The sequence below is a fragment of the Alteromonas sp. ABH2_165 genome (assembly GCF_056159945.1).
In genome coordinates, this window is sequence record NZ_JBSWWF010000003.1 from 278,705 (window position 1) to 291,934 (window position 13,230).

Annotated in this window: 12 protein-coding genes and 1 tRNA gene; 9 read left to right on the plus strand and 4 right to left on the minus strand. The window is 45.8% G+C overall.

What is annotated here, in order from left to right; all coding sequences use genetic code 11:
• Nucleotides 1-7 precede the first annotated feature (7 nt).
• Nucleotides 8-92 (plus strand) — tRNA-Leu (locus ACXAFQ_RS08530).
• Nucleotides 93-226: 134 nt separating this feature from the next.
• Nucleotides 227-385 (plus strand): YqaE/Pmp3 family membrane protein, encoded by a 159-nt coding sequence (locus tag ACXAFQ_RS08535; RefSeq protein WP_070124117.1) that lies wholly within the window; start codon nt 227-229, stop codon nt 383-385.
• A gap of 10 nt (nt 386-395) precedes the next feature.
• Here ACXAFQ_RS08535 and ACXAFQ_RS08540 read toward each other — a convergent pair whose 3' ends face one another.
• Both ACXAFQ_RS08540 and ACXAFQ_RS08545 read right to left on the minus strand, forming a co-directional pair.
• Nucleotides 396-1,703: a DUF2254 domain-containing protein gene (locus ACXAFQ_RS08540; protein WP_474820034.1), complete on the minus strand. Its 1,308-nt coding sequence runs from the start codon at nt 1,701-1,703 to the stop codon at nt 396-398.
• A gap of 4 nt (nt 1,704-1,707) precedes the next feature.
• Nucleotides 1,708-3,330, minus strand: a complete 1,623-nt coding sequence (locus ACXAFQ_RS08545) for a diacylglycerol kinase family protein (protein ID WP_474820038.1) — start codon at nt 3,328-3,330, stop codon at nt 1,708-1,710.
• Nucleotides 3,331-3,464: 134 nt separating this feature from the next.
• Between ACXAFQ_RS08545 and ACXAFQ_RS08550 the strand changes: the two genes are divergently transcribed.
• The gene (locus ACXAFQ_RS08550; protein WP_474820042.1) at nt 3,465-4,001 is read left to right on the plus strand and encodes a DUF2878 domain-containing protein; all 537 of its coding nucleotides are present in this window, start codon (nt 3,465-3,467) and stop codon (nt 3,999-4,001) included.
• Between the two features lie 4 nt (nt 4,002-4,005).
• On the opposite strand, the gene ACXAFQ_RS08555 is transcribed toward ACXAFQ_RS08550, so the two are convergent.
• Nucleotides 4,006-4,554 carry a hypothetical protein gene (locus ACXAFQ_RS08555; RefSeq protein WP_474820047.1) on the minus strand — a complete coding sequence of 183 codons (549 nt, stop codon included), beginning with the start codon at nt 4,552-4,554 and terminating at the stop codon, nt 4,006-4,008.
• 469 nt (nt 4,555-5,023) lie between these two features.
• Here ACXAFQ_RS08555 and ACXAFQ_RS08560 point away from each other — a divergent pair, with 469 nt between their 5' ends.
• The 4 genes from ACXAFQ_RS08560 (at nt 5,024) to ACXAFQ_RS08575 (ending at nt 9,881) form a co-directional block, all read left to right on the plus strand.
• Nucleotides 5,024-6,022, plus strand: a complete 999-nt coding sequence (locus ACXAFQ_RS08560) for a DNA topoisomerase IB (protein ID WP_474820050.1) — start codon at nt 5,024-5,026, stop codon at nt 6,020-6,022.
• A gap of 511 nt (nt 6,023-6,533) precedes the next feature.
• The gene (gene proB / locus ACXAFQ_RS08565; protein WP_474820053.1) at nt 6,534-7,643 is read left to right on the plus strand and encodes a glutamate 5-kinase; all 1,110 of its coding nucleotides are present in this window, start codon (nt 6,534-6,536) and stop codon (nt 7,641-7,643) included.
• Nucleotides 7,640-8,887 carry a glutamate-5-semialdehyde dehydrogenase gene (locus tag ACXAFQ_RS08570; protein WP_474820058.1) on the plus strand — a complete coding sequence of 416 codons (1,248 nt, stop codon included), beginning with the start codon at nt 7,640-7,642 and terminating at the stop codon, nt 8,885-8,887. Before proB ends, ACXAFQ_RS08570 begins: the two co-directional genes overlap by 4 nt.
• Before the next feature lie 103 nt (nt 8,888-8,990).
• The gene (locus tag ACXAFQ_RS08575; RefSeq protein WP_474820062.1) at nt 8,991-9,881 is read left to right on the plus strand and encodes a mechanosensitive ion channel family protein; all 891 of its coding nucleotides are present in this window, start codon (nt 8,991-8,993) and stop codon (nt 9,879-9,881) included.
• Between the two features lie 15 nt (nt 9,882-9,896).
• On the opposite strand, the gene ACXAFQ_RS08580 is transcribed toward ACXAFQ_RS08575, so the two are convergent.
• A complete protein-coding gene (locus tag ACXAFQ_RS08580; RefSeq protein WP_474820067.1) occupies nt 9,897-10,442 on the minus strand; it encodes an HNH endonuclease in 546 nt (181 codons plus the stop codon).
• Nucleotides 10,443-10,692: 250 nt separating this feature from the next.
• On the opposite strand from ACXAFQ_RS08580, the gene pnp reads away from it, so the two are divergent.
• Complete coding sequence (gene pnp / locus ACXAFQ_RS08585; protein ID WP_474820071.1) at nt 10,693-12,813, plus strand: polyribonucleotide nucleotidyltransferase; 2,121 nt, start codon at nt 10,693-10,695, stop codon at nt 12,811-12,813.
• A gap of 75 nt (nt 12,814-12,888) precedes the next feature.
• Nucleotides 12,889-13,179, plus strand: coding sequence for a DUF1244 domain-containing protein (locus ACXAFQ_RS08590; RefSeq protein ID WP_474820073.1), 291 nt, complete (start codon nt 12,889-12,891; stop codon nt 13,177-13,179).
• Nucleotides 13,180-13,230 lie beyond the last annotated feature (51 nt).

Genomic DNA, 13,230 nt, shown 5'->3' on the forward strand with positions numbered 1-13,230 from the left:
CGATTTTGCGGAAGTGGTGGAATTGGTAGACACGCCATCTTGAGGGGGTGGTGACTTCGGTCGTGCGGGTTCAAGTCCCGCTTTCCGCACCAAATTAAAAAACCCGGCTGATTAGCCGGGTTTTTTTATGCTTAAAATTCGAGTGCTGGTAAATTACTGACATTGTGGCATTAATCTCGCTACTCCTTGCTGTAAGACGTTAATTTACTAACAGAAAGGGAAAATTATGGATATTCTTCGCATTTTATTGTCAATTTTACTTCCTCCAGTAGGCGTATTCCTTCAGGTAGGTATTGGTGTGCAGTTCTGGATTAATATCCTGCTTACCTTGTTGGGTTATATCCCAGGTATTGTGCATGCGGTGTATATTATCGCTACGCGCTAATCTTACTTGATTAGACGGTTTCAGCGGCAGCTACTGCTGCCGCTATATTGGCCTTATCTTTTACACTTCTTAATTCCGGTGAGATAAGCGAATTAATTGCATCCACTTGAGTCTCTATCATCTCTGAGCATGACGCTGGCAACTGTTTTCTTAATGTTCGAAGACACGTTAACAAATGAAGCATCACATCTACATGGGAACTTCCCGCCTGCCGAATTTGATCAAAACACGTATTGAACACCGACGAGAACGTATAGGTTCTTCTCTTCATCCAAATATCGTTATCCGTATTTATAATCGCTTCATTGGGAAATTGTTGCTCAGCCAATAATATGAGCGCAGACGTGAGTCGGTCTGAACATGACATCGCGGTTATCGGATCATTAATGCCAGGGGAGAGCGCTCTTAATGCTATTTCGACAAGCTGCTTGATTGAAAATTCAGGATCTTGCAGCGAAGTTCTTCGGCTCCCTGTGACAATACAGGAACGGTAAAAACTGATGTGCTCGTCCGATAATGTCTTGCTGCTGTGTACAAGAATAACGGTTTGGCCCGGGACCACAAAGTCACCACCACGCACTTTAACTTCAACGCCGATCACATCGTCGTTCGTCGCCAATAAATTGTCGTAATCGATAGTTTGCACATAGCCACATTCATCAAAGCTAATGGCGTGTTGCTCATCGCCATTTACCAGCATTCCTGGAGCCACGTTGTGTATGTTGTTTTGACTCTCGGTCATTTTGAACAGACTATTCAGATTACTGGTAAACTCGCAATAACAGCGACTTATGATCTCGTCTACCTGAATGAACCTGGCAATATGGTGAATATAAAAAATCAATATTAGGGTATCGAGCACGCCAATTGCCAACACGATGATTGACAACGTCGACGACACCAGCATGTCTGTTTCTGCCACACTGATACGATGCAGGGCACTCAAGCAGAATATGAAGGTTGAAGTGAGTGCACCAAGTACTATCTGGGTAGCGCGGTCATCCATGAAGGTTTGTAACAGGCGAGGGCCAAATTGAGACGAGGCCATGGTAAGTGCCACCAGCGTCATGGAAAAGGCAATACTGGTGGCTGTGATGATGGCAGAGGCAATCGCTGAAATGAGATCGCTTGCGTCTTCTGCTGCAATATGGGGAATGTAATTTTGGTATAAGGTGTCTGGGATGTACGCAGGTACATAGCTGATGCACAAGTAGCCTACCAGAAAAGCTACGGTAATCATCCAACTGGGGATAAACCAATAACTGGCTCTTATCCCTTCCCATCGTGCCTTGGCAAAACTCGCAATCGGTTTAATCATATGGCTAGCTTTCCTGACTTGTCAGCACAGTGAGATTGCCGGCGCATACAATTATTTCCAGCTTATTGGCTTCACGGATTTCGCCATCAATGGCGTACTTAGCTTTGTCTGGCAAGTTAACGACCAATTTCTTCACTTGCTTGTGCTGAATACGTTGGGATTGCTTTTTATTTTCCGCATTGCTGAAGACCAGCTCAGCGAGAGATAAAAATTGTGTTTCACTGTCTTGCTGTGGCGTTAGCCAGGTGATATCCAATTTACCGTCTGTGACGTCAGGTTCGTCTCCGCCTTGTGCTAATGCGGTAGTAATAGGAGCGGCGTTAGCGACCACGAAGCTCGGTGTCTGAATGATGTTCTTAGTTTCATCATCAAAACATACTTCCAGCGACATGGTTTCGTTTGCCGAAATGGCATCCCACAGTCCGCGCAGGTAAGCCATTTGGCCACCTTGATTTTTCTCTTCCCTGTCAGCTGAAGCAATCATTTCTTGTTCAAAACCGACGGCAGCGACCAGGAGCATGAGTTCGTTGTTGCACAGGGCCGTGTCGATGTTTTGCGTATATCCTTCGATGATGACATCACAGGCTCTCTGGATAGGAATGATTTTGCTAATGTAACCATGGAAAACCTGACTTAAGGCATTGGCAGTGCCCAGTGGAATAACGCCCAATGTCGCCCGGTTATCAGCACACACACTGGCGACTTCCGTCACTGTGCCGTCGCCACCACAGGCGACAATAATAGCTGTACCTTGTTTCACTGCTTGTTCAGCCAGATCCCGTGCTGAGATGTCTGGCGTGGTTTCTTTTACACTCACAATGAAATGGGGATTTAGCTGGGAAAGAATATACTGCCTTTCCTGCCCCCATTTGCCACCACCGGAAACCGGATTGGCGATAAGACACAGGGTTTTTGTGAGCTTTAGACGTCCACCTTCTTTGATTTGCTTCAGTGCTGACAGTTGACGCTTATTTAGTCGTGCGGTCTGACGAATCGACTGGATTTGATTCATTGCGTCGAGCACAGAGAGCGTGTTGTCCCGGGCAAGCAAGTAAGCCGCTACGGTCATTACTGAGCGGCCTCGCCCTAACGCGCAATGAACGACCACTTTTCGACCTTCTGCAACATGTTGCTGTATCCAGTTGATGGCAGTATTAAGCTGCTCAGGCGTGGGGCTGGTATGATCGAGCACCGGTAAGTTGAGGTACTCGCAGTCATATTGATAGGCCGACCAGTCCAGGCCATCAAACTCTGCGGTCACATCAAGAATGGCGGTTACACCTTCTTGTTGCAGCGATTCAATGTCTTTACCAAATAATCGGCAGGCGAGGTAGAGATTTTCGTCTATCTTTTGAACCGCAGGGACTTTGTCGTTTTTTCGCGCCCAGGCATTGTAGGCACCGGTCCCAAGCAAAAATGGAATGAATATCCAACGTACATAAAACGGTATAGAACCATCTTCACGTTTACGAAACAGACCAGGGTAGTTAAATAAATAGGCAAATGAGACAGCGGTGAGTGAAAACGCGCCCCACCAAAGTAATAATGACACGACTATAATGGGTGACCATATCGCCAATGCGATACAAAGCAATGCGCCCAGTATGTAATACTTCACCATTTTCACTCACAATCTCCTTATACTATGATGTCGAGACGACGCCTGAACTTGTGTGGTTTAATTTCGTAGATAGTAAGAATACGTAATAGGCCGAATTCGGATTGATACCGGTCAGTAAAGTCATCAATGGTGGGCAATCTATGGGGCATTCAACCCTTACGAAGATAATTAACTTTATTTGGTTTCAAACGATTTGGTTCTTGGCCATCCTGTTCGAGGATGCGTATTTGTTGATTATTTTGTCTCTGTTGGTACTACATATCGTATTCAGTAAACATAAATTAGAAGATACCTTGTTAGGTTTGGGGATCGGATTATATGGCTCACTCGTCGATGGTGTAATGTTGCAAAGTGGACTGTTCGCATTCTCTAACCAGTTCGCCTGGTTTATTCCATACTGGCTGGTAACCCTATGGATTGCTTTTGGCATGATGTTGCGAGTTAGCCTTGATTACCTTCAAGGGCGCTATGTCCTTGCAGCCGTTTTAGGAGCGATTTCAGGTCCGCTAAGTTACGTCGCGGGGGAGCGACTTAACGCTGTTACGTTTCCCCAATCAACGCTGCTCACAGTTACCGTATTATCAGTTGTATGGGCGATGACTGTGCCTCTGTGGCTATGGATAAATGCAAAAATTACCTCGACGTTTGCGCCTAAAAAGCAAGAGAGCCAAGGCTAAGCCGCTACTGTGCTGCTTTAATCACAATATTGCTGTGGCCACCGAGTAATTTACGAATGTGAAGGGAAGACTGGTTTTTCTTCAAATCTATAATTAACGCGAATTTTTTTCTTCTCACCGCTGAACGTACTGTTTGAATGATTTCATCACGATCAGGGCGTAAGCCAAGCAGACCTGCAATGAATAGGCCGATAAACAAGCCAGGGCTGATTAGTGCAATAAACGTGAACATGGGGTTATTTTGGGTTAGTTCTGGGCCGAACATAACCAGTAGCATCGCAGCGATTAAACCTGCGATTACGCCACCAGTGCCTAGTAAGAGGTGAGAACGCCATAAACTCTTACCAATTTTTTCACTTTCCTGCTCTAGTTTTTCATTGAAGTGAGGGTCGAGGGGGTGAATAAGGGTAATTTGATCTGCGCTAATACCGGCATCTTTAACGGTCTCCACCGAGCTATCTGCTTCGCTTTGACTATCGAATACCGCTGCCAACTGATCGTGCTTTGAATTCATAATTGCCTGTACTTCGCTCCAGGTTGCATTATTACTCATCGCTAACTTACCTCGCTTTCTTTCTCTCGTTACATCTTAATTCGGTACTGTCTCAACCGAACGTGCTTCAACCGAACGCGTCTCGGTGATTTCCTCTCTGCTAGACGATTTCTCCAATCTAGCGTGACTCGTGTCAATTGATTGCAACACATTGCAGTGTAAATCTACTTGTGCACTTAAAATCTATATATCTGTCTTTCAATCTTCATTCCATTAATGTAAGTATCTGGTTTGTATCAATAAAGTTCATGGTTAACTCTTGCTTACGTAAAGATTCACTAATATTCATGAAGAATTTTCGTCTTTGATGAAAAAAATTCATGGTCATTGAGGGGCAGTGACATAGCGAAAAACCACCGCCAATGAGAGAAGCCGCGGAAAAGCCGGGCACTAAAGTAGTACTGGCTATTGGTGCTTTATTTGCTTAACACTGCCAGGGCAAATCAATTCGGTATGAAGCTGTATAGGTATGGTTGACGACACATTAAGAATTCGACGAACGAAACAGGGTAAGGGGTTTAGCTATTACTATGTGAGTGGTAGAAAGCTAGCTAATCAGCGTGCCTTAAAGCGAATTAATAAACTTGCGATTCCACCGAATTGGCAAGATGTGCGCATCGCCCACGAAGCGACTGCAGATCTACAAGCTACGGGTTACGACATAAAAGGTCGCAAACAATATATCTATCATCAAAACTGGCAAAAAACTCGTCAGAAAGAAAAGTTCAATAAGCTCATTCAGTTTGCCGATGTGCTCCCCGATTTCCGCAAAGCCTGCTGGTCTCTGGTAGCTGTGCCGGGTTGGAAAAAGGAAAAGAGCCTGGCACTGGTTTGCCTGATGCTCGATCACACAGGGCTTCGAGCTGGCAACAAATATTATACCCAGCAGAATCAAACCTTTGGTTTAACCACGTTGCGGCGCCAACATTTAGATAAAGAAGGCCAAAGTGTATCGTTTAGTTTTACCGGTAAGCACGGTAAAGACCGTCATGTGAATATATCCGATCCCAGATTAGCAGAACTGGTTTGCGACAGCGCGCAGGCCCAGGGTTACGCTATTTTTCGCTATAAAGATACTGATGGACGTTGGCAGGATGTGGATAGCGGAGACGTAAATCAATTTATTCATTCACACGCCGGCGAAGAATTTACCTGCAAAGATTTTCGCACATGGGGCGCATCTCGATACGGTGTAGCATCTTTGCCCGACATTGAGCAAGTTTACCTTGGTAACAAGCGTCGTCGATGGGATACCACATTCGTGAAACATATTGCCAATATGCTGGGAAATACACCTGCAATTTGTCGTCAATATTACATTCATCCGAAGTTAATTAGCACCTTTGAAAACGAAAAAAAGCGGCAAGATGCTCTCATTGAACTCGATGGGCTTAAGTCGAAAAATTCAGCGGCGCATACGTCGTTGAATCAGCTTGAAAGGTATCTTACTCAAATTATTTCTGGCTAGTGTCGTTAAATGAAATTGTGAGATGAAAGGTCGGCATGAAACAGTTAGTCCGTTGTGTGATTGAACTTTTATTGCAAAGTAAGCGTAGTAAAAGTAAATCGATGAATTATTATTGGTTTATTTATCAAGCTGTTGCCTTTGATGTTTCACAGTTATTGTAATTCACACGTTTTGGCTGAATTTAAGCAGAAAAGTAAGCAAAAGCTAATCTAATAAATAATTCGACTTGAAGTTATTGCGGAATCTTTGTTATAGTTAGAACTCAAATTAATTGGTTAGCAAAAACAGGCGCCTTGAAGCGCCTTTTGTTTTGTCTTTGAAAAATGGCGTTGCGAAGCGCTGAGATGAAACAGGTTTTCCGCAACGAAATTACGATATCCGACTATAATTATCGGGCTCTAATTCATTTAATACGTGCGCAGCAATCAATTAACGAATTCAGCGAGTAGACGTGATGTTTTCAGGGCACTACGGCTACTAACGCACCAACAAACTTAAGGTAAAATTTTTTATGGTACGCAAAAATTGGAATCGCATTGTAATTAAGGTAGGCAGTGCGTTAATTTCTCCGAATCGTAAAGGCTGTAGCAGTCATTATCTGCTGAGCATTGCCCAGTTTATTGTTAAATGCCGTGCAATGGGAACGCAGGTGGTATTGGTATCTTCAGGTTCCGTCGCGGCGGGTGCTCATCAGTTCCCAGATGGCGAGCGTTCAGACATTACCATCAAGAAAGCGATGGCGGCCGCGGGTCAGACAGAAATGATGGCGACCTGGGACCGACTGTTCGATTTTCCGTCAGCGCAAATGTTACTGACACATGCCGATTTACGAGACAGAGAACGTTATATCAGTATTCGTGAGACGATTTTTAGCTTACTGGAGCATAACATTCTGCCTATCGTGAATGAGAATGACACGGTGACCACAGATAAACTGAAAGTGGGTGATAACGACAATTTATCAGCAATGGTAGCGGCCGCTGCCGATGCCGACGCGCTAATCATTTGTTCTGACGTTGATGGTCTTTACGACAAAAACCCGCACGCTCACGACGATGCAAAAATGTTGTCGACAGTGAAGCATATCAACGAAGACATCTATAAGATGGCGGGGGGAGCTGTAGAGGGCGGTGTAGGTACTGGCGGCATGCGCACTAAGATTGAGGCCGCTGAGAAAGCCGTTTCACATGGTATAGATACATTTATTATTAACGGGTTTACTGAGTTGACCTTTAATATGTTGTTGCAGGGTGAAAATCCCGGTACGCACTTTATTGCTCATGAGAAGCCGATGGCTGAAAATGTGCACTGGATGCGTCATACAACACGGGCTCAGGGTGAAGTTATTGTCGACAGTGAGTTTGCGCCAGTATTGTCTGAAGACGCAGAGTCATTGACGAGTAAAGAAATTGTCGACGTTAAAGGTGAGTTTTCAGTGGGAGACACCATCATCGTCAGAAAAGACGATGGGACGAAATTGGTGAAAGCGCGCTCTAATTATAGTAGCACCTTGCTCAACTTTATCGCCAATCAAGAAAATGATGAATTCTCGTTAAAGTTTGAACAGAAAACGGGCCCCATCATTTCGAAAAAGAATTTAGCAAATCTGGAGAAAAAATGAGTTTAATTACGACATTAGCAAAGAACGCCAAGCAAGCCGCTCAGAAACTGGCAGTGCTTGATGAAAACGCCAAAAATGCGGTACTTGAAGACATGGCCGCGGCAATTCGTGCTAACAAAGAGTCGATTAAACAGGTAAATACAAAAGAAGTTGCACGAGCTAAGGAAAATGGCCTGGATGACGCAATGATCGACCGCCTGACTCTTAACGATGAACGTATCGAAGGCATGGCTGAAGGCATTGAAGTGATTATTTCCCTTGATGATCCTGTGGGTCAGGAGCGCGTGGTAGGCACTCGCCCGAACGGCATCGAGATTAAGAAAATGCGTATTCCGCTGGGTGTTGTGTGCATGATTTACGAAGCACGCCCCAATGTGACTGCCGATGCTGGCGCCCTGTGTTTCAAATCGGGTAATGGTGTCATTCTTCGCGGCGGTAAAGAAGCGTTAGATACCAGTCTGGCTATTTCGGGATTACTTCAGGATGTGCTGGAAAAGCATAATTTGCCACGTGAATTGATCAGTGTTGTTCCTGATCCTGACCGTGCGTTAATGCAAGAGCTTATGGAGCAGCGCGACTACATCGACGTGATTATTCCCCGTGGTGGTGAAGGGCTGATCAACTACGTAACCGATAATTCTAAGGTACCGGTTATTCAGCACTTTAAGGGTGTGTGTCACTTGTATGTAGACAAGGACGCCGATCTTGAGAAAGCGATGAATCTGCTGCTCAACGGTAAAACCCAGCGTACCGGTGTATGTAATGCATTGGAAGGACTGGTAGTACACGAAGCCGTAGCGGGTGATTTTCTGCCACAAGTAGCGAAAGCGTTTGCAGAACACGGTGTGAAGGTTCATGTAAACGAGAAAGGGGCACAGTATTTTGAAAACGCGGATGTCATTGCTGAAGACGCCTACGGTGAAGAATACTTAGGGCTCGAAATTGCAATCCGTGTGGTAGATGATTTCGATGCCGCGATTCAGCACATTGCTGATTTTGGCAGTAATCACACCGAAGTGATTTGTACCGAGAACAATATTGCGGCTAATTTCTTTCAGCGCGCAGTAGATGCATCGGTCGTGATGGTTAATGCGTCATCGCGCTTTTCAGACGGTAGCCAATTGGGTCTTGGTGCTGAGATTGGTATCGCAACCACCAAATTGCATGCCTATGGTCCAATGGGACTGGAGTCGTTAACTGCGGAAAAATTCCTGGTAAACGGTACGGGTCAAATCAGGGAATAATTTCACTGGTCTGCATTGTACAAGCAGCAGCGAGTTGCAATAATGAGAAACACCGGCTTTGGCCGGTGTTTTTTTTTGTTAATCCTTAGGTTACCCAGGCTTTATGATAGATATCAGCACCGAATATCAGGTGTGGTGGCAAACGGTTGTCGACTTCACTGAATCCCAAAAACTCCTTAGTTCAGCATTGCTGGTATTTGTTTATATGCTGGTGAAGCGGGGTGTTTTATGGTTGCTGAAAAAGCGAAGCCGCACTACGGGAGAAGATAAACGCCATTCAATAAATATTATTGAACAGCTGGGTAACGCCGGACTGCTGGTGCTCATTGTGATGATATGGGCCTCTGAAATTCAGAGCCTAGCTATCTCCATTGCGGCTTTCATGGTTGCGATTGTGTTAGCAACACGAGAATTTATTCAGTGTTTCATGGGATTTATTTATTATCTCGGTGCAAGGCCGTTCCGCGTTGGCGACTGGATCGAAATGAATAATATCCGCGGCGAAGTGGTAGAAATGGACTGGGCAAAAACCACATTGCTGGAAGTCGACCCTGAATCCCATGTTTACACAGGTAAGCATTTGTACGTACCGAATAGTCAGCTTGTCACGCAGTCTGTGAGAAACCTGAATTTCTTGCGTCGATATACCTTACACAGCTTTACCTTGGTAATGGAACCTGAATCCAACCCTTATGCGCTGATGCCTGAATTTAAGGCCAGAACGTTGAAGCATTGTGAACACTTCCGTGAGGTTGCAGGCCGCTATAAAAGCCTTATCGAGCGCCATATGGAAGCCGAGTTTATTGATATCGACCCGGATATTGCCATTGAAACCAATCAGTTTGCTAAGTTACGTATCACCGTGTCGTTGTTTTGTCCCATCGAGGAAGCACATAAATTGCAGCAACAGATTTCAGAGGATTGGATGAGTCTGTGGCACGTGGCGGTTGGTCACAACAGCAAGCCTGCGCTAAAAGCAGGCTTTGATGAGTAATCTCGGAAGCTTAAGCTAATCCCACTCCCGTTGGTGAGTGAAATAATTGCTTAGGAATGCCATCTGGTCGGCAAGTATCCGACGGTTCATTAAGTAAAAACGCTCGTAGAGGTTTGGTCTAAAAGGCACGGCCAACAGCGGCATATTGGCTTCTTCCGGCGTGAGCGCGCCTTTAGCATGGTTGCAACGCTGGCAAGCAGTAGCCACATTTGTCCACTTGTCCTCGCCACCACGGGAGCGGGGAATGATGTGGTCGCGGGTGAGCTGGCTGGGACTAAAATGCTGTCCGCAATAGAGACAAAGGTGATTGTCACGTCTAAAAAGGTAGCGGTTGTTTAATGCAACTTTACCGTTTACATCGGTAACCTTACCGTCGCAGGCGATAATGCTGGACAGGCTAAGGGTGCTTTGTAAACCGGCATTGTTCCAACCACCGTGGAGTGTACAGGCAGTGGCTCCCAATTCGAATAAGACTTTATTTTGGCAATACAGCCTGGCTGCTTCCTCGGGCTGAACCCATTCCTGAGGCATACCGGCTTTATTCAGTCGAAGTACCAGCATTAAGACATCTCCTAATCTGTAACACTATTCAAGCTTACGGATTTATATGTCAATATGATGAAAAAACGAACAAAAGCCAAGGTTTTTCGTAGAAAACCCCGTTGGATTCGATGTGATAACACATTAATGTCATTAAATTCGTTGTGACAACAGTTTACACATTTGATAATGGCATTAGATGGACTTCGCGGCTATACTATGCGCCGCGTTTAAAAGCGAATATATATCTAAAGAAAATAAAGGACATATAGTGACTCCTATTACTCATTCTTTTCAGTATGGTCAGCATACTGTAACTCTGGAAACTGGCGTAATCGCACGTCAGGCAACTGCAGCAGTCATCGCCAGCATGGACGACACCTCCGTAATGGTAACTGTAGTTGGTAAAAAAGAAGCGAAAGCGGATCAGGATTTCTTTCCGCTGACAGTTAATTATCAAGAAAAAGCCTACGCAGCCGGTAAAATCCCGGGTGGCTTTTTCAAACGTGAAGGTCGTCCGTCAGAGGGTGAAACCCTGACTGCACGTCTGATCGACCGTCCAATCCGTCCACTGTTCCCAGAAGGTTTCTTCAACGAAGTACAAGTTGTTGTTACCGTTCTGTCTGCAAACCCGGAAATCCCAACTGATATCATTTCTTTGATTGGTACTTCTGCGGCGCTGGCAATCTCTGGTATTCCTTTTAACGGTCCTGTTGGTGCAGCCCGTGTAGGTCACAAAGACGGCGAATATATTCTGAATCCTCGATTCTCAGAGCAGCCTGAAAGTGAGCTTGACCTGGTTGTTGCCGGTACTGAAAGTGCAGTACTGATGGTTGAATCGGAAGCCAGCGTACTGTCTGAAGACGTCATGCTGGGTGCGGTAATGTTCGGTCACGAACAGTCGCAAGCTGTTGTTGAAGCGGTTAAAGCATTTGCTGCTGAAGTGAACACCCCTGCATGGGACTGGGCACCGAAAGCTGAAAACACTGAGCTGAAAGCGAAAGTGAAAGAACTGGCAGAAGGCGGCATGACGGCGGCTTACCAGATCTCTGACAAGCTTGAGCGTAAAGATGCAGTCACCAAGGTGACTGAAGAAGCGCTGGCGCAAATTCTTGAAGCGAACCCAGAACAAGATGCGAAAGAAGCCTCTGATCTGCTGCACGACCTGGAAAGTGACGTAGTACGTTCACGCATCCTGGCTGGTGAGCCGCGTATCGATGGTCGTGATCCGGCTATGGTTCGTGCTCTTGACGTTGCGACTGGCGTACTGCCACGTACGCATGGTTCTGCTGTTTTCACCCGTGGTGAAACCCAAGCACTGGTTGTTGCTACGCTGGGTACAGAACGTGACGCACAGATGATTGACGAACTGCAGGGCAAGCGTGACAGCAAGTTCATGCTGCACTACAACTTCCCTCCATACTGTGTGGGTGAAACCGGCATGATCGGTTCACCAAAGCGTCGTGAAATCGGCCACGGTCGTCTGGCGAAGCGCGGTATTCAGGCGGTTATGCCTTCTGAAGAAGAATTCCCGTATGTAGTGCGTGTGGTTTCTGAAATCACTGAATCTAACGGTTCGTCTTCTATGGCGTCTGTATGTGGTACCTCTCTGGCCCTGATGGACGCGGGTGTACCTATTAAGTCGTCTGTTGCGGGTATCGCGATGGGTCTGGTGAAGAGCGACGAAAACTTCGTGGTTCTGTCTGACATTCTGGGTGACGAAGATCACCTGGGTGACATGGACTTTAAAGTAGCCGGAACTACCGAAGGTATCACTGCGCTGCAGATGGATATCAAGATCGAAGGTATCACCAAAGAAATTATGCAGATTGCCCTTAAGCAGGCTAAAGAAGCCCGTTTACACATTCTGAGCGTAATGGATAAGGCGATCACCGGTCACCGTGAAGAGCTGAGCGAATTCGCTCCGCGCATCTACACCATGAAGATTGATCAGGACAAGATCCGTGACGTCATCGGTAAAGGTGGTGCGATGATTCGTTCTATCACTGAAGCGTCTGACACCAACATCGAAATCGAAGATGATGGTACTATTAAGATCTTCGCAACTGAGCGTGCTAAAGCAGATATCGCTATCGGCATGATTGAAGGCGTAACGGCTGAAATCGAAGTAGGCAAAACCTACAACGGTAAGATCACCCGTATCGTAGACTTCGGTGCATTCGTAGAAGTATTGCCTGGTAAGGAAGGTCTGGTTCACATTTCACAAATCGCTCACGAGCGTGTGAACAAAGTAACCGACTACCTGAAAGAAGGCGAAATGGTTGACGTGAAAGTAATGGAAATCGACCGTCAGAACCGCGTACGTCTGAGCATCAAAGAGCTGCTTGAAAAGCCAGCTCCACAGGCTAAAGAAGAAGACAAAGGCGAGTAATATCGTCAGTCTTCTAGCTGAAAGTATCATGATGTAAGGGCGCTGTTATAGCGCCCTTTTTTATTGGAGAAGAATATGACCAACGAGCAACAAACCCGCATTGAGGCGGCTACATTTCGTCGTTTACTGGAACATTTGGACGACAACAAGCAGGTACAGAATATTGAGCTGATGATTCTGGCGGATTTTTGTCGAAACTGTCTGGCGAAGTGGTACGCAAAGGCGGCAGCTGATGAAGGGATTGAGATGGACTACGATACCGCCCGCGAGGTTATTTATAAAATGCCTTACAGCGAGTGGAAAGAAAACCATCAACTGCCCGCCACTGAAGAGCAACTTGCGGCACTGAATGCGAAAAGCAAATAGCCGGTATTATTCGAACGCCACAAATCGATTATCAAAAGCCTGACAATGCAC